The sequence below is a fragment of the Muricomes intestini genome, from assembly GCF_004346165.1.
GTDB classification, from domain to species: Bacteria; Bacillota; Clostridia; order Lachnospirales; family Lachnospiraceae; genus Muricomes; species Muricomes intestini.
On sequence record NZ_SLZZ01000012.1, the window covers coordinates 18,420 to 41,695 of the forward strand.

Annotated in this window: 25 protein-coding genes and 1 pseudogene; 20 read left to right on the plus strand and 6 right to left on the minus strand. The window is 45.2% G+C overall.

What is annotated here, in order from left to right; translation table 11 throughout:
* Nucleotides 1-36 precede the first annotated feature (36 nt).
* From EDD59_RS09735 to EDD59_RS09755, 5 genes are all read left to right on the plus strand, one after another.
* Nucleotides 37-249 (plus strand): Maff2 family mobile element protein, encoded by a 213-nt coding sequence (locus EDD59_RS09735; protein ID WP_011988858.1) that lies wholly within the window; start codon nt 37-39, stop codon nt 247-249.
* Nucleotides 250-260: 11 nt separating this feature from the next.
* On the plus strand, nt 261-1,127 hold the full coding sequence (locus tag EDD59_RS09740) for a VirB6/TrbL-like conjugal transfer protein, CD1112 family (RefSeq protein WP_079425945.1): 867 nt from the start codon (nt 261-263) through the stop codon (nt 1,125-1,127).
* Between the two features lie 98 nt (nt 1,128-1,225).
* The gene (locus EDD59_RS09745) at nt 1,226-2,599 is read left to right on the plus strand and encodes an IS1182 family transposase (RefSeq protein ID WP_132381377.1); all 1,374 of its coding nucleotides are present in this window, start codon (nt 1,226-1,228) and stop codon (nt 2,597-2,599) included.
* 83 nt (nt 2,600-2,682) lie between these two features.
* On the plus strand, nt 2,683-3,189 hold the full coding sequence (locus EDD59_RS09750; protein WP_051092145.1) for a SpoVG family protein: 507 nt from the start codon (nt 2,683-2,685) through the stop codon (nt 3,187-3,189).
* A gap of 42 nt (nt 3,190-3,231) precedes the next feature.
* On the plus strand, nt 3,232-3,630 hold the full coding sequence (locus EDD59_RS09755) for a DUF7007 domain-containing protein (protein WP_020072992.1): 399 nt from the start codon (nt 3,232-3,234) through the stop codon (nt 3,628-3,630).
* Between the two features lie 27 nt (nt 3,631-3,657).
* On the opposite strand, the gene EDD59_RS09760 is transcribed toward EDD59_RS09755, so the two are convergent.
* Complete coding sequence (locus EDD59_RS09760; RefSeq protein WP_020072993.1) at nt 3,658-4,089, minus strand: VOC family protein; 432 nt, start codon at nt 4,087-4,089, stop codon at nt 3,658-3,660.
* A gap of 64 nt (nt 4,090-4,153) precedes the next feature.
* Here EDD59_RS09760 and EDD59_RS09765 point away from each other — a divergent pair, with 64 nt between their 5' ends.
* The 9 genes from EDD59_RS09765 to EDD59_RS09810 all read left to right on the plus strand — a co-directional run bounded on the left by EDD59_RS09765 (nt 4,154) and on the right by EDD59_RS09810 (nt 11,666).
* The gene (locus EDD59_RS09765; RefSeq protein WP_020072994.1) at nt 4,154-4,549 is read left to right on the plus strand and encodes a PrgI family protein; all 396 of its coding nucleotides are present in this window, start codon (nt 4,154-4,156) and stop codon (nt 4,547-4,549) included.
* The gene (locus EDD59_RS09770) at nt 4,497-6,860 is read left to right on the plus strand and encodes a VirB4-like conjugal transfer ATPase, CD1110 family (RefSeq protein WP_029161778.1); all 2,364 of its coding nucleotides are present in this window, start codon (nt 4,497-4,499) and stop codon (nt 6,858-6,860) included. The genes EDD59_RS09765 and EDD59_RS09770 overlap by 53 nt, the downstream gene beginning before the upstream one ends.
* Nucleotides 6,853-8,823, plus strand: a complete 1,971-nt coding sequence (locus EDD59_RS09775) for a C40 family peptidase (RefSeq protein WP_132381379.1) — start codon at nt 6,853-6,855, stop codon at nt 8,821-8,823. Before EDD59_RS09770 ends, EDD59_RS09775 begins: the two co-directional genes overlap by 8 nt.
* A 21-nt stretch (nt 8,824-8,844) precedes the next feature.
* Entirely contained in the window at nt 8,845-9,114 is a 270-nt protein-coding gene (locus tag EDD59_RS09780; RefSeq protein ID WP_020072997.1) for a DUF4315 family protein, read from the plus strand.
* Nucleotides 9,111-9,776 (plus strand): DUF4366 domain-containing protein, encoded by a 666-nt coding sequence (locus EDD59_RS09785; protein ID WP_020072998.1) that lies wholly within the window; start codon nt 9,111-9,113, stop codon nt 9,774-9,776. Before EDD59_RS09780 ends, EDD59_RS09785 begins: the two co-directional genes overlap by 4 nt.
* 205 nt (nt 9,777-9,981) lie before the next feature.
* Nucleotides 9,982-10,359, plus strand: coding sequence for a cysteine-rich VLP protein (locus EDD59_RS09795; RefSeq protein WP_020072999.1), 378 nt, complete (start codon nt 9,982-9,984; stop codon nt 10,357-10,359).
* Nucleotides 10,360-10,500: 141 nt separating this feature from the next.
* On the plus strand, nt 10,501-11,088 hold the full coding sequence (locus tag EDD59_RS09800) for a defense against restriction DarA-related protein (protein ID WP_020073000.1): 588 nt from the start codon (nt 10,501-10,503) through the stop codon (nt 11,086-11,088).
* A 51-nt stretch (nt 11,089-11,139) separates the two neighbouring features.
* Nucleotides 11,140-11,322, plus strand: a complete 183-nt coding sequence (locus EDD59_RS09805; RefSeq protein WP_020073001.1) for a DUF4316 domain-containing protein — start codon at nt 11,140-11,142, stop codon at nt 11,320-11,322.
* Nucleotides 11,319-11,666: a plasmid mobilization protein gene (locus tag EDD59_RS09810; protein WP_020073002.1), complete on the plus strand. Its 348-nt coding sequence runs from the start codon at nt 11,319-11,321 to the stop codon at nt 11,664-11,666. The genes EDD59_RS09805 and EDD59_RS09810 overlap by 4 nt, the downstream gene beginning before the upstream one ends.
* A gap of 57 nt (nt 11,667-11,723) precedes the next feature.
* Here EDD59_RS09810 and EDD59_RS09815 read toward each other — a convergent pair whose 3' ends face one another.
* Together EDD59_RS09815 and EDD59_RS09820 are read right to left on the minus strand one after the other, a co-directional pair.
* On the minus strand, nt 11,724-13,748 hold the full coding sequence (locus EDD59_RS09815) for an ATP-binding protein (protein WP_027103904.1): 2,025 nt from the start codon (nt 13,746-13,748) through the stop codon (nt 11,724-11,726).
* The gene (locus EDD59_RS09820) at nt 13,738-15,078 is read right to left on the minus strand and encodes an SIR2 family protein (protein ID WP_020073004.1); all 1,341 of its coding nucleotides are present in this window, start codon (nt 15,076-15,078) and stop codon (nt 13,738-13,740) included. The genes EDD59_RS09815 and EDD59_RS09820 overlap by 11 nt, the downstream gene beginning before the upstream one ends.
* Before the next feature lie 260 nt (nt 15,079-15,338).
* On the opposite strand from EDD59_RS09820, the gene EDD59_RS09825 reads away from it, so the two are divergent.
* A complete protein-coding gene (locus EDD59_RS09825; protein ID WP_132381381.1) occupies nt 15,339-15,638 on the plus strand; it encodes a CD1845 family protein in 300 nt (99 codons plus the stop codon).
* Between the two features lie 79 nt (nt 15,639-15,717).
* Nucleotides 15,718-17,118: a relaxase/mobilization nuclease domain-containing protein gene (locus EDD59_RS09830; protein WP_020073006.1), complete on the plus strand. Its 1,401-nt coding sequence runs from the start codon at nt 15,718-15,720 to the stop codon at nt 17,116-17,118.
* Nucleotides 17,119-17,326: 208 nt separating this feature from the next.
* On the opposite strand, the pseudogene tnpA reads toward EDD59_RS09830, so the two are convergent.
* A pseudogene (tnpA, locus tag EDD59_RS09835) lies at nt 17,327-17,653 on the minus strand (IS200/IS605 family transposase); the annotation flags it as partial.
* A gap of 345 nt (nt 17,654-17,998) precedes the next feature.
* On the opposite strand from tnpA, the gene EDD59_RS09840 reads away from it, so the two are divergent.
* Nucleotides 17,999-18,583 carry a hypothetical protein gene (locus tag EDD59_RS09840; protein WP_020073007.1) on the plus strand — a complete coding sequence of 195 codons (585 nt, stop codon included), beginning with the start codon at nt 17,999-18,001 and terminating at the stop codon, nt 18,581-18,583.
* Nucleotides 18,584-18,981: 398 nt separating this feature from the next.
* Here EDD59_RS09840 and EDD59_RS09845 read toward each other — a convergent pair whose 3' ends face one another.
* Nucleotides 18,982-19,578, minus strand: coding sequence for a TetR/AcrR family transcriptional regulator (locus EDD59_RS09845; protein ID WP_009064831.1), 597 nt, complete (start codon nt 19,576-19,578; stop codon nt 18,982-18,984).
* 284 nt (nt 19,579-19,862) lie between these two features.
* On the opposite strand from EDD59_RS09845, the gene EDD59_RS09850 reads away from it, so the two are divergent.
* The 3 genes from EDD59_RS09850 to EDD59_RS09860 all read left to right on the plus strand — a co-directional run bounded on the left by EDD59_RS09850 (nt 19,863) and on the right by EDD59_RS09860 (nt 22,279).
* Nucleotides 19,863-21,038 carry an IS110 family RNA-guided transposase gene (locus EDD59_RS09850; protein WP_132381383.1) on the plus strand — a complete coding sequence of 392 codons (1,176 nt, stop codon included), beginning with the start codon at nt 19,863-19,865 and terminating at the stop codon, nt 21,036-21,038.
* A 263-nt stretch (nt 21,039-21,301) separates the two neighbouring features.
* A complete protein-coding gene (locus EDD59_RS09855; protein WP_009064821.1) occupies nt 21,302-21,826 on the plus strand; it encodes a nitroreductase family protein in 525 nt (174 codons plus the stop codon).
* A 30-nt stretch (nt 21,827-21,856) separates the two neighbouring features.
* Nucleotides 21,857-22,279 (plus strand): 2-thiouracil desulfurase family protein, encoded by a 423-nt coding sequence (locus tag EDD59_RS09860; protein WP_011988846.1) that lies wholly within the window; start codon nt 21,857-21,859, stop codon nt 22,277-22,279.
* A gap of 82 nt (nt 22,280-22,361) precedes the next feature.
* Here EDD59_RS09860 and EDD59_RS09865 read toward each other — a convergent pair whose 3' ends face one another.
* Nucleotides 22,362-23,258: an AraC family transcriptional regulator gene (locus EDD59_RS09865; protein ID WP_009064827.1), complete on the minus strand. Its 897-nt coding sequence runs from the start codon at nt 23,256-23,258 to the stop codon at nt 22,362-22,364.
* Between the last annotated feature and the right edge of the window lie 18 nt (nt 23,259-23,276).

Genomic DNA, 23,276 nt, shown 5'->3' on the forward strand with positions numbered 1-23,276 from the left:
CCGAAAACAATATGAAAATATGGAGGTAATCAGATTATGGGATTTTTTACGAGTGCAGTTAGTACCTTGCAAACCCTTGTTGTAGCTCTTGGCGCGGGTCTTGCCGTGTGGGGCGTTATCAACCTTTTGGAAGGTTACGGGTCGGACAATCCGGGCGCGAAATCGCAAGGCATTAAACAGCTCATGGCCGGGGGCGGCGTTATCCTGCTGGGAACAACGCTTGTGCCTATGCTTTCCAGCCTGTTTTAAGGTAGGCCGGTATGGATTTTCTCACCGACTGGATTAACGAATGGATAAAGGGCCTGCTGGTGGACGGTATCATGGGCAATTTAAGCGGCCTTTTCGAGAACGTGAACGACCAGATCGGAGAGATTGCAACACAGGTGGGAACCACGCCGGGGAATTGGAACCCCGGCGTGTTCTCCCTCATACGGCAGCTTTCCGAAACGGTTGTCTTGCCGATTGCCGGACTGGTGCTTACCTTTGTCATGTGCTATGAGCTGATACAAATGCTGATTGAGCGGAACAACCTGCACGACATTGACACATGGATTTTCTTCAAGTGGATATTCAAGACCTTTGTCGCGGTACTGCTCCTTTCCAACACGTTCAATATCGTAATGGCAGTATTTGATGTTTCCCAAAGCGTCATTAACAACGCAGGGGGCGTGATTGCAGGAAACACGGCGGTAAGCTCCGATATGCTGGATAGCTTGGAAACCCAACTCATGACAATGGAAATCGGCCCTCTGCTTGGCCTGTGGATGCAATCTTTCCTGATACGAATAGTAGTCGTAGTAATTAACATTGTTGTGTTTGTCATTGTGTACGGCAGAATGATTGAAATTTACCTACTCACCAGTTTAGCCCCTGTGCCAATAGCGACCTTGGTCAACCGGGAAATCGGCGGCATGGGTCAGAACTATCTGAAATCCCTGTGCGCCGTGGGCTTTCAAGGCTTGCTGATTTTGGTATGCGTGGGAATTTACGCAAAGCTGGTGCAGAGTATCGCCGTAGGCGGCGACCCCATTGGAGCCATATGGACGGTTATTGGCTATACGGTTCTGCTATGCTTTACTATGTTCAAAACGGGAAGCCTTGCGAAATCCATTTTTGGAGCGCACTGATAACTTCGGGCCAACTTCGAGGTGTTGACAAAGTAGCAAAAGGAAGGGCAAAAATGGTATAATATAGGCAAAGAAAAAGCAGTAGGATGTGTTTAGGGATGCTGACAGAGCGAGCCGGGGTACAAATAAAAATGCACTGTATCACCCTTGAGGATCTGGTGCCGCAGGAGCACTTTTTGCGAAAATTGGAAAAGGCTGTGGATTTCAGCTTCATCTACGACGAGGTTCGGGATTTGTACTGCCCAGATAACGGAAGGCCTGGGGTCGATCCGGTAGTGCTGGTAAAATATCTGCTGGTCGGGTATTTGTACGGAATCGAATCGGAACGGCGCATCGAGCAGGAGATTCAAGTAAATATGGCCTACCGGTGGTTTCTGGGGTTGGATCTGGATGACCGGGTGCCTGATCACTCTACGATCTCCCAAAATCGGCGCAGGCGATTTCATGGAAAAAATGTGTTCCGCCACTTGTTCGAGCATATTCTGCATCTATGCATGGAAAAGGGACTGGTGGATGGAAAGATCATTCTGACAGATTCCACGCATGTAAAAGCGAATGCTTCCTTTAAGGCGAATACAAAAGTGCTGGCGGAGCGCGAGACAACGGACTACATGGAACGGCTGGACCGGTATGAAGCAGAGGAACGTGTGAGGTTGGAGTCATCCGGCGCCGTCAAGCCGCAGCGTGCCGGACGTGAGAAAAAGGAAAGCACAAAAGTGGAAAAGACGGTCAGCACCACCGATCCGGATGCCGGGATGCTGCGGCGGTCGGGGAAACCGGAGGGGATGCACTATCTGGATCACCAAAGCGTAGACGCCGCTCATGGAATCGTGGTAGACGTGGCGGTGACGCCAGGAAACGCGAACGATTCGGAGCCATACCTGGGGCGCATCGAATACATGCGGGAACACATGGGATTGGAAATTCAGGAAGCCGGCGCGGACAGCGCCTACGGCACCAGCATGATTTACCGGGCGATGGAGGATATGGGCATCCGGCTGCACACGCCCGGGGAAACGGGCGGGGCGACCTACAAGGTGGAGCTCAAGCGCGAGGATTTTCGGTACGATGCGGAAAAGGACTGCTTCCTTTGTCCATGGGGAAAGGAACTGACACTGCGGAGCCTTGAGAGGGAGAGCTACAATATCTGCCGGATATACAGAGCCGACAGGAAGGACTGCCGGGCCTGCCCGATGCTGAGCAAATGTGTGAGCAACAGCCACCGAAGCCGAACCATCCGGAAGAACATCTTTGAGGAAGCCGTAAAAAGGCAGCGGAAAACGGACGACGCTTCTACCCACAAGCGTATTCTCGGCCTGCGGCAGATTTGGTGTGAGGGCAGCTTTGCGGCCCAGAAATGGATGCACAACTTAAGGTGCCTGTTCAGGCGAGGAATAGAGGCAGCGGAAGACCACTGCCTCCTTTCGGCAACCGCCTTGAACCTCAAACGAATGATTAAGTGCTTAGGATAACCTCCAAGGCGCTATTTTTTTGCCTGTCCCATTACTTTTTTGTGTTTTCATCCCAGATGACGGGGTTTGTCAACACCTCGAACTTGTCCCGAAGTGAGAAAGGAGAATTTTTTACTATGAGCAACGAAAAAACACCGGTTCCGCAGGAAGCGGAACCGCAACCCGGACAGGCGGCTTTGCCGCTGAAGCTGGACGTTACCGCCCGGCTCATTGAACCCAAAGGCAATCTTGTAGGCTTTGCCAGTCTGAAACTGAACGACTGCTTTGTAATTGACGATTTCAAGATTTTGCAAAACGACAAGGGCATTTTTGTAGGTATGCCGAGCAAGCCGGATAAGACCAGCAAGACCGGCTACCGGGATACGTCCCGCCCCATCACAAAAGAGTTCCGCGCCGAGCTGACCGAAGCCGTGACAGCAGCTTACCATGCGGAGCTTGAAAAGTTGCAGACCCGCGCCGCTGCCATTGCTTCCCCCGAAAAGCAGTCTATCCCGAAACAGCTTGCAGAGGGAGCCAAACAGGCGGCACAGGAAAACGCCGCCCGTTCTACTACGGCAAAGGCCAGTAAGGCCCAAAATGCAGAAAGGTAACTTCGGGCCAACTTGGCCCGAAGTGCCGGAAAGGAGGATTCTATGCTTTACCAACAGCCGGAACAATCGCCGTGGGGCAAGGTGCAGACCTGTGATATGCTCTGCCCCGGCGTGTTTCTTGTGAGTACCGCCAGTCACGGCGGGACAATGGTTGCAAAGGATATGGCGGCGGTGCTTTCTCCTGCCGCTATCAAGTGCGGCTTCCGTCACAGCGGTTTTCTCTGCTTTGAGGAAGATACGCAGGAAGATGTTGCCCTGCGGGAGCTTTTGGATAAAAAGCTGTGGGCGGTTCCTGACCGTATTAAGGATAAGGTGGCTTTTGAGGAAAACATCAATCAGTCACTTCGGGAACACAACCCGGATTATTGGCGGGTACGGCAGGCCGGGCTTGAAAAGACCCCGGCCCGGCAGACGGTTTCCACTCACAGCGCAGAGCGATAATGAACTTCGGGCCAAGTTGGCCCGAAGTTACGACCAAATGACAAAGCAAAAGGGATGCCCTGCTGGGTCAAGCATAGTTGTCCATAAGGATTCACTTTCCGGTGAAGTGGCTTCGCCATATTGTATATTGGCTTTTACTGCCCCACAGGAAAGCGCGTGCTGTACGGCAAGCTCCAACTGCTCCTGATTTTGTACCGTAAAATCCAAATGTGCCATTTGCTGTTGTGCGCTCGGCTCGTCCGGCCATACGGGCGGAACGTAGTCTGGATTTTGCTGAAAGGCGATTTTTACACCGCCAGAGGGCGAAATAATATCCGTCCACTCGTTTTCTTCCACATGGTTTTTCTTCCAGCCGAGAAGCCGTATATAAAAATCAGATAAAGCGGCTGCGTCCCTGCACTCCAACACAACAGCGTCAAGTGCAATCGGCAACAACCCTTTTGTATTCAATGTTTCCATAAAAACACTCCTTGCTTTTTCTCTAAATTATACCATGAAAACACCCGGAAAGGAGGATTTTTCATTGGCATATGTAAGCGTACCAAATGATTTATCGAAAATAAAAACCAAAGTGGCGTTCAATCTTACCAAACGCCAGCTACTATGCTTCGGAACGGCGGCGGTAGTCGGGATTCCGACCTATCTTTTTACCCGTACCGCCATTGGCAATACCGGGGCCATGCTTCTGATGATTGCCCTAATGCTCCCTTGCTTTCTTATTGCCATGTATGAGCGTGACGGACAACCGCTGGAAAAGGTGGTGCGAAATATTGTCCGCTCCAAATTTCTGTGGCCCCGTACACGCCCCTACCAGACACAGAATTTCTATTCCTACCTAAGCAAACCCGGAAAGGAGGTTTCACCCAATGGCACAAGAAACAAAACGCCCGCCCATTCCTGTAAAAAGCGGAAAGCCTAAAAGGCGTGGGCCGCAGTCGGCACAGCAGACCATTCCCTATAAGGAAATGCTGAAAGACGGTATCTGCAAGGTGCGGGAGGGCTACTACACAAAGACCCTTTCCTATGAAGATATTAACTATGCTGTTGCTTCCAGTGACGACCAAAGCACCATTTTTGACGGGTACTGCGGCTTTCTCAATTACTTTGACAGCGCCTTACCCTTTCAGCTTTCCTTTATCAATCACCGCTCCCGCCCGGAGAACCGTTACAGCGTGAACATTTCCCCGCAGGACGATGATTTTAACAGTATCCGGGGTGAATTTACCGCCATGCTGGAAAACCAGATTGCCAAAAGCAACAACGGCATTGTCCGCTCCAAATACATTACATTCGGGATTCAAGCAGACGGGATAGCGGCGGCTCGGCCCCGCTTGGAGCGAATCGAAGCAGATATTGTGGGGAACTTCAAGAAGCTGGGCGTACAGTCGGCAACCCTTTCCGGGCGGGAACGCCTGGAAGTGCTGCACAGCCAGCTACACCCCGGAGGAAAGGAAAAATTTATTTTCTCTTGGGATATGATACCCAAAACCGGCATGGGAACAAAGGACTTCATTGCTCCCACTTCCTTTGATTTTCGCCAAAGCCGCGCCTTTCGTGTGGGGACTACATGGGGCGCGGCTCTGTATATGCAGATTATGGCTTCGGAGCTTTCCGACAAGCTGTTAGCGGAGCTTTTGGAGGTGGACGCAGAAATGACCATCACCCTGCATATCCAGACGGTAGACCAGACCAAAGCGGTAAAAACGGTCAAGGCAAAGCTGACCGACATAGACCGTATGAAAATGGACGAGCAGAAAAAAGCCGCAAGAGCCGGGTATGACATTGATATTCTGCCCCCGGATTTGCTCACTTACAGCAAGGACGCGGCGGCACTCTTGGCAGATTTACAGAGCCGTAACGAGCGAATGTTTCTTCTCACGTTTCTTGTGGTGAACACAGCCCCCACCCGCCAGCAGTTGGAAAACGATATTTTCACGGTGTCGGGCATTACGCAGAAATATAACTGCTTTCTCAAACGGCTGGATTTTCAGCAGGAACAGGGCTTTATGTCCTCGCTCCCTCTTGGGTACAACGGAATCGAGATACAGCGGGGTATGACAACAAGCTCTACGGCGATATTCGTTCCCTTTATGACGCAGGAGCTTCGCATGGACGGGCAGGCTTTATACTACGGAATGAACGCTCTTTCCCATAATGTGATTATGGCAGACCGCAAAAAGCTGAAATCCGCCAATGGTTTGTATCTTGGAAGCACCGGCTCCGGCAAGAGCTTTGCCGCAAAGCGTGAGCTAATCAACGTATTCCTTGCCACCAAAGACCGCATTATCGTGGTAGACCCAATGGGCGAATACGCCCCGTTAGTCAGGCGGCTTGGCGGTGAGGTCATAGAAATATCGCCCAACAGCCCCCATCACATCAACCCAATGGACTTAAAATTGAACTTAGCCGGAGAGGACAGCCCGCTTTCGATGAAAGCGGATTTTTTATTGTCCTTATGTGAGTTGATTATCGGCGGCAAGGAGGGCTTACAGCCCATTGAAAAAACGGTTATTGACCGTTGTGTGCGCTTGGTGTACCGGGAGCTTGCCCTTGGTATCGGGGACGGGAAAATGCCGCTTCTGCAAGATTTGTATGAAACCCTGTGCAAACAGCCCGAACCGGAAGCCAGACGGATTGCAACCGCCTTGGAGCTTTACTGCACCGGCTCCCTCAATATGTTTAACCACCCTACCAACGTGCAGACCGATAGCCGTATTACCTGTATCGTGCTGAAAAGCATGGGCGAAAACCTACGCAAAATCGCCATGCACATCACAAATGAGCTGGTGACACAGGCGGTAGACAAAAACTTTTCCAGAAGCCTTGCGACCTGGTGCTACTATGATGAATTTCATATTCTCCTGCAAGATGCCCTAAGTGCCAGTTATTTCGTCCGTGTCTGGAAGATGCTGAGGAAAAAGGGCTGTGTACCGAGTGCCCTCACGCAGAATGTAAAAGACCTTTTAGCCAGCCGGGAAATCGAAAATATCTTGGAAAACAGCGACTTTATGATACTGCTGTCACAGGCGCAGGGCGACCGGGCAATCCTCGCTAAACAGCTTGGTATATCGGAACATCAGCTTTCGTATATCGCCCACAGTAATTCAGGGGAAGGGCTTTTGTTCTTCGGCAATACCACCATTCCCTTTGTAGACCGTTTCCCCCGTGGAGAAATCTACAATCTGCTAACCACAAGGCCAGAGGACATACGGGAGGTCCAAAATGCGTGATACGGGCAGGCCGGGCCGCTTGCGGTTTACGCCAAAAGGGCAGGCGGGAACTTCGGGCCAACTTGGCCCGAAGTCAGAAAAGCGAGCTATCCCGAAAAAGGAAACTGCCGGGGAAACACCGCCGCAAACCTCCGACCCATCGGGAGCTTCGCCGCCTGTGGGTAATCGCTCTGACCCTGCCCCGCCTAATACGAAAAAACGAAAATTACAGTTTGATGAGGAAGTCACCCCGGACACCACCATACCACCAAAATCCGTTGCCCCTGCCACTTCGGGCCAAGTTGGCCCGAAGTCGGGAAAGCTCCGACAGGACAGCAAGAAACCCCGCCCCTCGGAACGTCTGCGGCATGACGGGGAGCCGCCGCCCGGTAATGAAAAAACGGACACCCCGCCGGACAGCAAGCGTATGGAGAAATCAAAGCTCCGTATGGAAAAAAGCGGCAATAAGCTGAATACCGCCCGTGAAAAGTTGGCGAATCAGAAGCCGCAGAAAAATCCCGGCCCAGTCAAAACCATCAGCCGTGCCGTCCAGTATCAGCCATGGCGGTATGTGCATGGAAAAATCCATGAAGTGGAGCATGAAAATATGGGAACGGAAGCCGCCCACAAAACGGAGCTTGCCGGGGAACACCTTATCTGGGGCGGTACACGCTTTATCAATCACCGTATCAGAACCCGTCCCGCTCGGCAGGTTCGCAAGTGGGAAAGCAGACATATCAGCGCAAGAGCCGATTACACCTACCGCCAGCTTGTGCAGGAAAATCCGGGCTTGCAAAGCAATCCGGTTTCCCGGTTCTGGCAGAAGCAACAGCTAAAAAAGCAGTACCGAAAGCAGGCAAAGGAAGCGGTAAAGCAGGGCAAAAAAGCGGTGAGGTTCACAAAAAAAATTGCCCGAACGGTTGCGGCCTTTGTAAAGCGCAATCCCAAAATTCTATTGCTTGGGCTGGTGCTGTTCCTGCTAATTGTGGTTCTGCAATCCTGCATGGCGGGAATCACCACCATTGGCAACGGCCTGATTAGCGTTGTAGGCGGCACTTCCTACGGTTCGTCGGACAGCGATATTGAAGCTGTGGACGAAAGCTATACCGCACTGGAAAAGGATTTACGGGATCGGCTCTCCCGAATAGAAAGCGATTATCCAGACTATGACGAGTACCGCTATTCCGTGGACGAAATCGGGCATGACCCCTTTGAGCTGGCTTCCTATCTGACCGCCAAATACGGCGGCTACACCCCGGCGCAGGTACAGACCGAACTGCAAGCCCTATTCGGGCAACAGTATATCCTGACCATCACGGAAACGGTGGAGGTACGCTACCGCACGGAAACCGATACTTGGACGGACGAAAACGGCGAAACCCATACCGACACCTACGAGGTTCCCTATGATTACTATATCCTCAATGTGTCTTTAAAAAATAAGTCATTGGGGGCTGTAGCTCTTACCAATCTCGACCCGGAGCAGTCGGAACGCTATGCCATTTACCAAAAGACCAAAGGCAACCGCCCTTATCTGTTTGAGGGCAATATTTACGCCCATGCCGGAGAATACACCGATTACGACATACCGCCACAAGCTCTGGCCGACCCGAAATTTGCCGCTCTGATTGCGGAAGCGGAGAAATATTTAGGCTATCCCTATGTTTGGGGCGGTTCTTCTCCCTCCACTTCCTTTGATTGTTCGGGCTTTGTGTGCTGGGTCATCAATCAGTCTGGTGTGGGAAGCGTGGGGCGAACGACCGCAACGGGGCTTTTCAATTTCTGTTCCCATATCCCACCGGGCGAAGCACAGCCCGGCGACCTGATTTTCTTTCAAGGCACCTACGACACTCCGGGCGCAAGCCATGTGGGAATTTACGTAGGAAATGGCATGATGATCCATTGCGGCTCTCCCATACAGTACGCTTCTATCAATACAAGCTACTGGCAAAGTCACTTTTTAGGCTATGGGCGTTTGCCCTAACGAAACATAGGAGGTAATTTTTTGAACGCGAAAATTGAACGTGTCAGCAAGGACATACAGAAAACAAAGGAAAAAATCAATGAGTTTCAAACAAAGCTGCGGGAGCTGGAAAAGCAGAAAATCGAGCTTGAAAATTTGGAAATTGTGGACGCGGTGCGCGGCATGGATATTTCCCTGACCGACCTTGCCGACCTGCTGAAAGTGGCAAAGACAGGCGGGGCTACTTCGGGCCAACTTAACCCGAAGTCCGCAGTACCCGCCCAAACTGAAAAGGAGGAAATCGAAGAATGAAGAAATTTCGTATGATGGCGGTGCTGTGCGCCGCTTTTTTAATGGTATTTTCCTTTAGCACTGTGGCCTATGCCAGCGGCGGTGAGGAAACCCCGGAAGTAACGGAAGCTCCGGCGACTTCTGAAACCAATCCCTTTACCCCAGCCGGAACGGGAACCGTAGTCAATACCGCCACGGACGAGGACAGCAAGCAATTCTACACCATCACCACCCCGGACGAAAATGTATTTTACCTCGTGATTGACCTTCAGCGGGAAATGGACAATGTGTATTTTCTGAATGCCGTGACGGAAAAAGACCTGCTGGCTCTTGCGGAAAAATCCGAGGATACCGTGGAAAATGAAACCGCCGCTATTTCTACTCCCGAACCGGAAAGCGGTTCTGAAACAGACATAAGCTCCGAAACTTCTTTAGAAACCTCTGCGGAATTGGAGCAAAAAAGCAATACTACCATGCTCCTGCTGGTGCTGGCGGTTGTAGTGATTGGCGGCGGGGCCGGATATTACTTTAAGATTTATCGCCCGAAGCAGGAACAGGCCGCTTTGGCAGAGGACGAATTTGACGAATACGAAACCAACCCTTACGACGAGCAGGAGGACGATACCCCTCCGTGGGAAGTGGATGGGGAGGATTCGGATACCGGGGAGGACGAGGACGCATGAACTTTACTAACAGCCCCTATGAAAAAATGATGAAAGAAAAGCCCCGTCCCTGTCGCCCGGTTCCACCGCGCAAGCCGCCGAAAGGCTCCCCTTGCCGGGATTGCAGTTATTGGAACGGCTCTGTCTGCGTGGGCGTTTGCTACCGGGATTTGATTTTGCCGCAAAGGGAGGGAACTTCGGGCCAACTTGGCCCGAAGTCAGACGTATGAGTGCCGAACCCCGGGAACTGACCCGCCAGGAACACGCCGCAATCCGCAGGCTGGTAACAGGGATATGCGCCAACTATGACCCGGAATATGGCTGTCTGCCCCTTGATTACGGCGGCTGTTATATGATGGATAAATGCTGGACGGGCACATACTGCAAATATTTTCAAAAGGCCGTGCTTCCGCTTAACCCGGTGCTGGAAGCTGATTTAGCCGGAAACCCTACGGTGCTTTCCCGTAAGACCTGCCCGGTCTGCGGGGCGGCCTATCTTCCTGTTACCAGTCAGGCCTATTGCTCCGAAGCCTGCCGCCGGAAAGGAAAACGCGAAGCAGACCGCCGCCGCCAACAGCGGCACAGGCGCAAAAACAGGGGGTAAGGTGTCACGAAGTTTGCCCCCAAAAGCCTTGATTTCCGGGGCTTTCCGGCGCCGGTTTCAAGGAAAAGGTATCTATGCTTCCTGCCCCCACTTTTTGCGGGTAACAGCGTGACATTTCCATGTATGAGAACGGAGGGAAAAATGAGCGATAACGTAAAAGGATATGAAATCAAACGGGCCATTGCCTTTGAGAATGACCGGGGTTTTGCTCTTGGGGAAAATCCGCAGGCGGTACAGCCCTTTGCCACATGGCAGTTTACCGAGGACGCAAGCGGCAGGCGCGATTATTATTGGGGGCACTATACCACCGATAAAGCCGCCGCCACAAGGGATTATGAGAACCGTGTTTCCGAATATCATCATGACTACCGCGTATCCGAAAAATCGGCTTATCGATATTATTCTACACAAAGGCCGGTGGATATTGGCACGTTCCCCAAAACGGAGAACGGCCCGTTATACCTTGTGAATTTTGATAAGCCGGAAAGTGTGGAACAGGGCCGCTTTCTGGCATGGGGCTATCTTGTGTATGACGCACCTCTGACAGAAAAGCAGATTGGCGATTATGAGCTTCGGGCAGCTCCCGGCAATCCCGACAGAAAAGCTCCCATGCGGGAACCGGGAGAAAGTAAATCAATTACCGCCCGGCTGGCAGAGGGAGCAAAACAGGCGGCACGGGACAATGCCGCCCGTCCTGCTCCCCAAAAAAGCGCAGAGAAAGACAGGTAATCACTTCGGGCCAACTTGGCCCGAAGTCACTAAAAAGGAGGTTTTTTGAGAATGGAAAAGGATAACTATTTAAAAAATGCAGAGCTTTCGATCGAGCAGAATTACAATATGATTGATGGGATTCCAAATAATGCCCCTCTGCCTGTTCCGCAGACCATGCCGGAGGAAAGGCCGAAAGACCGGGTAAAGGAGCCGCCGGCAAAACACCGGAGCCGGGAACGGGAGGAACGGTGAGTCGCCCCAAACGCAGGCGCGGCGTTCCCCTTTATGTTTGGGTGAGTGATGATGAATACGCTGCCATTCAGGAGCGTATGGCACAGGCCGGAACACAGAATTTAAGCGCCTATATCCGAAAAATGGCGCTCAATGGCTATGTGTTAAATATTGACATTTCCCCTGTCCGGGAGCTGGTTTCCCTGCAACGCAGATGTGCCAACAATCTGAATCAGGTTGCCATTCATGCCAACACCTACGGCATTTATCCGTCCGAAATTACCGCTCTGCAAAAAGATTATACCGAGCTATGGGGCCGGGTTTCAGAGGTACTCAAACAGCTTACGGCGATAGTGGAGCTATAAGAAAAGCGGGGAGCGTTGGCACATGCCGTCGCTCCCCGCTTTTACTTTAGCAGGTAATTAGCCTTGCCAAGTGTCAACAATTGGTTTCCAATCCAGGGAACGCTCTTCGGCATGTGTCCAAACTTTCCAAAAATCTGGAGTGTCCGATTTAGGCCGGTTTTGTGAAGGGATATCTTTAATATCTACCACAGTAGGAATTGAAACGGCAGAACCTAAAATAATAGCTTTTTTAGTTGGTAAAGCGGGGAGTTCTGATAAAATATTTCCCATATTATCTGGAACCATTCTCCTGACCATATCTTGATCACGATCATTTACGATTCTATGCAAGATAAAAGAATTACACTGTGATAAAACTGTCGGGGATAATTCGGAAGGACGCTGTGAAGAAACAACAAGTCCCAAACCAAATTTTCTACCTTCACGCGCTATCTTCTCAAATACTTGTGTACATAGTTTTTCTGACGAATTATCATTATTGTCAGAATACTTTTTTATAAAGTTATGAGCCTCTTCCATAATTAATAGTGTTGGAAGTTCCTTTTCATAGTGTTTTCGGTATCTCTGCAATGCTTCAAAAATTAGCCTTGCAATGACCGAAACCATCAAATGGACTATGTTTGAAGGTAATAGGGATAAATCAATAATACAAATTTTTGCCTTCTTTTCTTTTGATTCACCCAAGAATAAATTTACCCAGTCTAACAAAGTGATTTGTGGATTGTTTCCAATGACGGGCGACAGTACAGAATTACGAAGAATACTCTTAATTCTTATAGTCATAAAATCAATATATTGTGCCACTTGGGTATCATTTGCAAGTGCAGCGATATAGGGGGCAAGGTTTTCAATGGGGAATTCTATAGGATCATCTTCATTACATGTTAAGTTTTCGCTTGCTTTTCCAAAAGTACCAGAGATACCTATAGTATTACTAAGAATTATTTGAACATCTTGCGCGGGGAAAATATTGTAGTACAAATTTCCGTTATATGTACCTTGATATTGTTGAATTGTAGTATCAGTAGTGTCACAAAAATTTATTAAATCTGTTTTATAATCGTTCGTTTCCTCAAGCTTTAGAACTTCGAGCCTTAGCGTTTCAACTCTAGCCTTAAGTTCTTTACCGAATTTTGTCCTTTCATTAGATAAATGAGATTGAGAAACGATGGATTCACGCAGAAAACATTCCAATTTATAAATAAAAATTTTAATACGATCTCCAGTTACAGTTTCTTTGCTGAATTTAGTACAATCTTGGTTTGCTGCTTTTAAATCTCTAAGAGCTTCACGCAATAAAGGCTTTTGTGTTTTATCACTTGCTTGAAATACACTAGCCCATTCAGAACTTGTCCACATCCATGCAGGAATCCGCAGTTGAGAAGAACTGGATTTATCCAAATCCTTTACAGTACAATGTGTTACATCAACATTTAAATTATCAAATGAATGTTTATATTCTCCATTAGGGTCAAGGATAATAAATCGAGCATTTGGAGATTTTTGACCAGCTTTTTCACTTGATTCTATTGACCACCTTATCAATCCAGAAACCGTACAGGATTTTCCACTTCCTGTGTTTCCGAGCACAGCAAGATGTCTCCCAAAAAGTTCATTAACAGAAATACGGACATCCCTATTACCAGCTAATGGTGACGTTCCAATTGTGATGGATTCTTCATCATGGTTTTCAATGATAGTATCCATTTGCTCCGGGTCAGGAAGAAGAATAGGGTCACCTACAGTAGGTAAGGTAAATGCTCCTCGTTCAAATTCAAGGCCATTTAATGTAGCTGTGATATGACCAAGTATATTTAACGAAATAATTCGCGCTCCCCGGGGAAGATTGACCTCACTATTTACATTTAAATGATTATATCCTATCCACGAAATCATGCCAACTAAGCACCCCGTTTCATTAGGGATGGTTAAAAAACTATTTATTCTTGGGAATAAAGATATATTACCCTCAGTAATGGAAACATTTGTTGGTGCAGTATCCAATAAGAAACCTTTAATTTCAGAAGGAGAAACCGAGTCTACTATTCCGATACATTTATCTGAATAATTATTAAAGTTCATTCTCCACCTCCGCACTAACCTCTGCTCTGTCCAAATATCCTTTACGAGCATCAACGAGTTTACTTGCCGATTCAGTTATCGTGTCAATAGCTGCTTTCGGTAAATAAAATTGTACCAAATTTTCAATACTACCAAACTCGCCACCACAGAGTAATGTTATTTGAGCAAGATTAATTTGTCTTAAAAATCCAACAAGACGTTCGTCTATTCCATAGGAAATAATGATTAAATGCGTAGAGGGAGTACTAAGCATTTCTTTTATGATTTTATTTATATGGGTATCACCAAATCCGTATCCATATGTCACCAATGTTGAATTTGGCCGACATATTGCACTGCTAAAATCACGAAAGAGCTCCGAATATGGATATAAGGCTGTTTCAACTGATTTCATGGAATTAGGATAAATCATTAAATGGTCACGATAAGTTTTATCTTTGGGTAATTCAACTTTTTCAGCTCCGAATCGAAGGCAATCCTTATAAATTGCATTATCTTTATTAACCCAATCTACAGAGCCATGAATTTTACTATAACGAACAACACCTTCTGCATAGCGAAATTCATTTTTGGCATCTGGTGTCCGATAATAATAATCAATTGTAGCTGGACTTTCTTGAAAACGGGGAACAATTTTTCCCCAAAAGCGATCCAAAATTTTAATACCTGAATAATCACAAGCGAGTTCTATAAAACGATCATAATTGGTTGTAAAAATATGCGTTCGCTCTCTGGTTGCAGTCCTACTACTGAAAGATGTAATAAATGACTTAAGTAAAAATAGTGCGAATTCTGCTTTAGCTGATTGGATAGTATCTGAAGATTCTAGTGCTGTCATAAAACTTTTTTCTGCTTCTAAAATACTATTACTAAAATCAGTAAGAACAATATCAATTTCAGCACCAAGCTTCTTTGCTGCTTTATCATTATTATCTATTTCGTAGCCATGAAGCAAGGATAAAGCGGTTCGTATCTGATCTTCAATATTATAATTACCTCTTCCCATTTGCTTTGCGGCATTTTCAGCATAAGTGTTTATTTTAGTAGAAAAGTCCTCACCAAATTTTGCCTTTGCCATAGAAGATGACTTAACATCAGCAGAAGAACAGATTGCCATCGTAAGTCCAGTGCCGATTAACATAGATAAATGTTCAGTTTGTAGTGCTGCACTAAGCCACGGTTCAATTCTCTTTCGATATTGTTCACGCATAGACTGTAAGTCTTTTTCCCCATTGAAATTATCAAATACAGGGAATTCAATCTTACTGCTAATTTTTAAACAATTCTGGTTTTCGAGCATCGATTGATACAATGTTTCATCAATATTCATAATTGTTCTTCTCCTTCGCCTTTATCCATCCTTTTCGTTGCAAAAGCAGCAATATGTACCAAATTTAAAAAATGGTAAAATTTATTTATATTTAATTATACAGCATTTTCCTTACATAAACAAGCTAACTTCGGGCCAACTTGGCCCGAAGTCCCGGGACAAGATCGGTGCGGCCTCGACAACATTGTTGCACCCTGCCCAAAATGGTAAAATATAGGTAGGATACAACAAGAAAGCCACTCAATGAAAGGAGATTTTTTATGAAGTTTATCAAGCTGATATTTAAGATTACCGCCGCGCCGTTTGTGGTTCTGTTGACGATAATAACACCCATGATTGAATTTGTGTTCTGCTATGCCGCCGCTCTCTTACAGGTAGTTTCCGGGATAGGCGTTCTTATCAGTATTGCCCTGCTGATAAGCGGTGAAAAGCTGGGCTTCGGCGTGTTCCTGTTCCTGTCGTTTTTAATTTCACCCCTTGGGATTCCCGCCATTGCGGAATACCTCATTGACGGACTGCACAGCCTAAACAATTCGCTTCGCTTTTTCATTGTAAGCTAACAGCGGCATAACAGAACTGCCGGGCAACTTCGGGGCAACTTGGCCCGAAGTTGTTTTTTCGAGGAAAGGAGGAAACGACATGGCAACCACCCGCCTTATGACCCGTCACACGGGAAGTGGCATGACCATTATGGAAACTTTAAAGGACGGTTTTGACTACGGGAAAAATCCAGATAAGACCCGCAACGGAGATTTAATTCTTGCCTATGAATGTGACCCTGCCACGGCTGACGCAGAATTTTTACTCTCCAAAGCAAAATATAAGGCTATTACCGGGCGGGAGCAAAAACGGGAGAATGATGTGCTGTATTATCAAATCCGACAGGCATTCCCGCCCGGCGAAACAGACCCGGAAACCGCTCTTAAAATCAGCTATGACCTTGCTATGCGCTGGACAAAAGGGCGACACGCCTTTTTCGTGGTTTCCCATGCTGACCGCCCCCACCCTCATTGCCATATTTACTACAATTCCACCTCACTGGACTGCACCCGGAAATTCCGGGATTTTATCGGTTCTGCCCGTGCGGTGCGGCGGCTTTCCGACCGGATATGCCTTGAAAACGGACTGTCTGTTATTACCAATCCGAAACGCCACAGCAAGGGGAAATTCAAGCATTACGGGGAATGGCTGGGAGGTCATAAACCGCCTACCTTTCAAGAAAAATTAAAGGCACAAATTGATATTTGTCTTGCAACGAAGCCGCCGGATATGGACACTTTTTTACAGGCAATGACGGCGGCTGGCTATGAAATCAAGCAGGGGCGCGGCGGCACGATCAGCTTTCGGGCAGAGGGGCAGGAACGCTTTACCCGGCTCCGTGCTTCTACGCTTGGCAAGGGCTACGGGCAGGAGGATATACAAGCGGCGATTGAGGGAAAAGCCGCTCCGCAGGAACGGCGCAAGGTCAATCTGATTGTGGATATTCAAGCCCGTATGAAAGCCGAAAAAGGACCGGCTTATGAACGCTGGGCAAAGGTATTCAACCTCAAGCAGATGGCGGCAGCTTTACAGTATTTGCAGGAAAATGGTTTGCTGGAATATGCAGATTTGGAGCAAAAGACCGCGGAGCTTACCGACCGTTTCCATACGCTTTCAGACAGCATAAAAGCCACCGAAGCCGCTATGCGTGTCAATGCGGAGCTAAAGGCAGCGGTGGTGGATTATGCTAAAACCCGTTCTGTATTTGAGGGGTACAAGGCGGCGAAGTACAGCAAGAAATATCTTGCGGAGCATGAAGCGGATATTGCCGCCTACCGGGCGGCGCAGGACATCTTCCGGCGTTTGCTGTCCGGGGCGAAGCTCCCCAAAATGGATACGCTCAAAGCGGAGTTCCAGCGGTTATCGGCAGATAAGAAAAAGGCTTACCGGGAGTACCGGGAAACCAAAAAGGCCATGCAGGAAATTGTTACGGTGAAAAGCAATATAGACCACCTGCTCGGCCTGACGGACGCGCAGAAAAATAAGGAAATGGAGCGATAGCGAACATGACGCAACATGAGGTGCAACGCACCGACTTCGGGCCAAATTGGCCCGAAGTCGCAGGGTTTGGGGCGGCTTGCCCCAACAAGCAATTTTTAAGAGTTGACCGCAGGGAAATTCTTAAAAATGTGCAAGTGTCAATACACTTGCCCTGCTTGCGGGTTAGCGTAAGCCCCAAAAATGGCACAAAAATTGTGGTTTGCTTTTAATATCCTTCCGCCCCAAAATTCCGATTACCAAATTTGTATTTTAAATTTGCATGTCTATCGAAAATCATTATCGCACTTTTTCCTTTGAGATATCCCATGATTTGCGATATACTGTATTTTGGTGGAATTGAGAGAAGCAAATGAATATGGTCGGGCATTATATGTCCTTCTATGATCGCAATTCCCTTCCTTTTGCATAAATCTCTTATGATTTGCCGTATGTCGTCCCTCAATTGATAATAGATTATCTTTCGCTGATACTTCGGCGTGAATACGTGGTCATTATGTCTGTCTGTGTGCGGTGATGATGGTGAAACTGTAAGCATTTACGGTAATTTCGCTGCCGAGATGTACTATGATACGACTCCAGAGGCAAGATATATGGAGCTATGGTTGCCATTAAGTTCATCGCAAAGTATAATGCAAATATGGATAAAAACAATGGAATACAAAAATAATCTACTCCGGTTTTTTGCCTATTGGTATGGCGATTTTTGGGCCTTTAGCAGATGTTGTCCCATTTCGTTGGGTTATGGTTTGGTTCAGGCGTTGCGTTAATTATTATTGCTACAGTTACACACTGCAATCTCATTTAGCAAATAAATAGATGTATCATGGAAAAATGCGAATGGATATTACTCGCTATTTATATAATTTGGAGGGTTATAAAGTTGAATAAAATAACAAAAAAGAATGTCATTCCCATACTAAGCGTTACAGTGGTTGGTGTTTTATTAGGTCTTTTTTCGGCCTATATAGACAATAGGCATATCCATATCAATTTCTTCTTAGGTCAAATAAATGTAAATGCGATTCTTTCAAATTTTGGTATATGGATCCTTATTGCATTATTTATTTCATTAAAAAGCGAAAAATCTATTTCAGCTGCAATTAGAGTTTTGTTTTTTTTCTTAAGTCTAAATATTACATTTCATATATACCATTTATTAATTCATGTTAATGTTAATAGCTATATGTTAATTTGGTATACAATTACCGCAATATCGCCGTTTTTGGCCGTTTTATGTCATAAAATAAAGCAAGATAATATCTTAGCGGTATTACTATCAGCAGGTGTTATTTCGGTAATGCTTTTGCAAATTATGTCCAGTAATCATGATGATATGTATTGTGAGATAATATTTTTAATTTGTGCTATAATTCTTATGCATAAAAAATTGATTACAACATTAATATCACTGTGTATAGGACCTGCTATTGCCTTTTTTCTGTATCAAATGCCTTTCTTTTCCTGAATGAGATGGTTTTTTAGTAAAAAGTCTGAAAATATGAAGGATTAATAGATGTTTACGACTTTTGCGAAGGATTTTGGATTGGAGTATATTTTGATATAATAATGACGCTTTCCAAAGGAAAATGTCCTTATCTAATACAATGGAATATTGATATGTGTTTGCGAGGGAACTGAACAAGTTGAAAAAGGTAAGACCTGACCTCTAGACCTGTGGCTAATACCGGCGTAAGAAAGCAATTTCTTACGCCATCTTTGCGTCTGAAAGAGCTTCCGAATTAATTGAAGTCTCTCATTTACACCCCTTGATAGATTACATAGATAGAGTTATCAAATGACAAATTGAATTGCCATACAGAAAAATAGACTTGCTCTGCGATTTTATTAGCCCTTAATAAAAAATCAACTTGACAATAATACAATGACAGTTTTGGTTACTTGGTCTTTAAAAATATTGAAGTCTAAGCCGTTGTGTGAAAATGCAGATTTTTCCTGTCTAAGAGCATCAATTAAAATGCAGCAAGTGTAAACTTTTTCAAATAAGTCATCTTGCGTTATGCCATTTTTATTTAATAGCTCTTTAATTTTTAAAAAATATTCATTTTCAAAATTGGAAAAATGACGATTGATATCAGTATCTTCTGATATCATCATTCTTAACTGAGCCAGAGCGTGACTGGTATCGGCATATAAGTCAATATAATAACAGATCCAATTTTCGACAAAACTAGCTAGTGAAAAAGGTTGTTGCAAACTTAATTTTTCAAGTAAATGGCCTGAAATATTTTCAAGATAATCGTGAAAAGCAGCAATGTATATTTGTTTCTTATCTTTAAAGTAACTATATAGCGCTCCTGTTGAGATACCAGCACGTTTGGCAATCTCAATTGTATTGGTTTTATAATATCCTTTTTCGCAAAAAAGGGCAAACCCGGCATCTAGTATTTTTTTCTTTGTTTCAATAGAACGTTTTTGAATGGGTTCTCTTACATCATTCATAATATCACGTATAATCCAATTATCTTAGATGGTAATTGGATTTTTCCTTTCTCCCAGATTCTCTGGGCATTTTAATCCATCTCTGATATATTTTGAAAAGGCACTGTGGATCTGTGTCTATAAAATTACAGCCTTGACTGTTCCGAGGTGACTCAGACCACAGCTTTTCGTCTATTACTGTTAATCAGTTTGTTAACGCCTGACGTTTCTATTTACGTGATTACACAGCCGGATTCTCTGTGGAAGACAACAGTGCCAAAATACATATCAGGAGGTTTCACTCTATGTCCATGTACTTTGTTGGAATTGATATTTCCAAGTACAAACATGATTGCTGCATTATATCTGCTGCTGATCAAAAGCTTGTTTCAAGGTTTACTGTTAAAAATGATAAGACAGGCTTTGAACAGCTGCTCACTATTTTTAATTCTCTCTCCAATCCACAGGATATAAGAATAGGGTTCGAATCAACAGCCCACTATGCCCTCAATCTCGAACTCTTCCTTGAAAATGCCAACCAAAGCTTCATGGAAATTAATCCAGTTCTCATCAAGGAATACAAGAAATCCACATCTCTAAGGCGAACCAAAACCGACTCTATTGACTGCGAATCAATAGCCCGGTGGTTAATGACTGTTGAGTACAAACCCCATTCAAAAGGATTTTACCACGCTTATTCCTTAAAGTCATTAACTCGTTTACGTGATAGGTTAGTTCGGCAGCGTTCTTTTTATCTTGTAAAGATTACCAATGTGCTGGATCACACCTTTCCTGAATTCAAGCCTTTCTTTCATGAGCGTTTATCTAAGACCGCTCTGTATCTGCTTGAAAACTACGGTTCCGCTGAAAAGATGGCAAGAATGAATTCCGCATCCTATGAGAAACTCCGCTCTTTATCAAGGGGTAAATTTTCTCCCCAGCAATTCATTCGGTTAAAGGAGCTTGCCGCCAATACTGTCGGTGTAAACAACTCTATCTTTGATGTGGAACTGAATAGCTTGCTCACCTTGTACAAGTCTCTCGTAAAAGAAATTGACACGCTTGAAACAGAAATCAACAAGTTAATTGAAGAAGTCCGCCCTCACTATATGTCTGTTCCTGGCATTGGAGCTATATCTGCCGCCGTCATTTATTCTGAGTACGGAGACATATCAAACTTTTCAACACCAGCTCAGATGCTCGCTTTTGCAGGGATCGAACCAGGTGTAAACGATTCCGGAACGGAATCACACGGGGGACGGATGGTGAAACATGGCTCATCGGGGCTCCGATATGTCCTCATCAATTGCTGCCTTCCTTTAATCCGTTTTGATATGACATTCGCCACTTACTATGCGAAAAAACGGGGAGAAGGCAAGCCCCACAGGGTTGCTATTACTCATGTGGCAAAGAAACTTGTCAGGGTCATCTACGCATTGGAGAAGCAAGGGGTAGACTTTAACGCTCAGAAGCTTCGCTAATATATATCTTCCCAAAAAGAGTCCGTTCCATCTGAAATACAACGTTTTCAGATGGTTTGTTTGCCATACCCTTTTTTATCTCTAAACAAAAAATTTCTAAAAACCCCTTGACTATTTATAGTTTGTCACCTCTTTTTTATTATACTTGGAACTTTAAATCAGGTCAATGAAATGTGAATCATTATTCGCATTTTGTTGACATCTATCAATGCGGGTACTATAATAATAATGTGAATAATCATTCGTATATAGGAGGAAGAATAATGGATTTTTTAACACTGGCAAAACAACGCTGCACAACACGCGGCTTTACGGGAGCACAGATTCCAAAAGATGACTTAAATCAGATTTTATCGGCTGGACGTGTCGCCCCTACAGCCTGTAATAAACAACCACAAAGGATTATTGTTGTTCAAAGTGAAGAAAACATTTTAAAAATTAAAAAGGCTTATCAAACGTTTGGTTCTAAGTGTGTTTTTATCGTGTGTCGGGATCGACGGGATGAATTAATACGGCCATTTGATCAAAAATGTTCTGGCGATTTGGATATAGGTATTGTCTGTGACCACCTGATGTTGGCAGCAAGAGAATTAAATATTGGAAGCGTAATGGTTGGTTTGTTTGATCCCGCAATTATAAGCAATGAATTTCATTTACCAGAGTACATAGAACCGACAGCTTTACTCTTAATGGGGTATCCAGAAAAAGGCTTTTTAAGTCCAGAGCGTCATATTGCCCAACGCAAAGAAATAAGCGAAACGGTGATGTATGAGAAATATATAGATTAAGGTAAAAGTCTTCCATAGGAGTTGTTGAGTATGAAAGTATTAGTAAGTGCATGTGTACTAGGATGTAATTGTAAATATAATGGAAGAAACAATCGCAATGAAGCTGTGATTGAATATCTAAAAGGAAAAGAGGTTCTCAGTATTTGTCCTGAAATGTTAGCCAATATGCCTATTCCCCGACCATGTGCTGAGATTGTTGATGAAGTAGTGATGGATGATAAGGGAAATAATGTTGATTCTGATTATAGGAAAGCAGTTGCGCTTGCATTAGAAAAAATAGAAGGAGAAAAAATTGATTTGGCTATTTTGCAGTCAAGAAGTCCAACTTGCGGAGTTAACAATATATATGATGGAACATTTACCGGGAAGCTAATATCTGGTCAGGGACTTTTTGCTAAAGCCCTGATTACTAAAGGGTACCCCGTAAAAGATGCAGAAGATTTTAATATGTAGATTCGAAATAGAAAAATTCAATGTTTTTGCCGAATATCAGTTGGTCGTCGTGTCTAACTTTTCATTACATTAGAAAGAGGGATTAGCATTGCTGATCCCTTTTTCTGTACTCCAAAGGGGTACAGCCAATCTGTTCTCGGAAAGTTTTCGTAAAGTAGCTGCTGCTTTGAAATCCGCATTGAAAGGCAATATCGATAGAAGTCATATCTGTATCGATTAACATTTGACATGCTTTTTGGATTCGATATTGTTTCAGGTACTGATTCGGTGTGGAATGGATTGTACGGTGAAAACAGCGCAGAACTTCGCTTTCACTGATCAGCGCTACCCTTGCTAAAGTAGAGATGGTTATGGTTTCTGAAAAATGCATCTGAATGTATTGAAGCATGGTTTTTATTCGATCGGCATTTCGAAGATTTCGAATGCTGGGTTTTGCTTCACATATGGAATGATTTGTTAGCACAATTAGAATCAATTGCGATAATTCGTTCCTGACATATATTTCAAAACCATTTTCAGTGTTATAAAGTCTGTTCCATACAGAAATCGAGTAAGCGAGTATTTTGTCCTGCCAGTTAATGAATGGGTCTAATAAAATGTATGGCAGATTTTTATTCTGGATAATCGGCTCAATATAATTTTGCCAGTATATACTATCTATGCTTCCGATTAGCCTTGGATGAAAAACAATGGATCTTAAAACGTATTCGCCATCGTTTGTTGCATGAATGGAATGAAGAAAGCCTGCATTGATAAATATCCCTTGATTTTTGTTTAGGATATGTTCTGTGCTATTAACAGATACTTTTATCGATCCTGAGATTACCCATATAATCTCAAAATCTTCGTGCCAGTGCCAGGGAATAGAATAGCTTGATAAGTTTTCCTCATAAAAAGCAATCGGGAATTCTGACGTTCCATGCTTTTGAACTTCTTCACCGGAAGAATTCACTGTTACATTACATTTTGCTATGCTCATACAAGATACCTTCTCTTT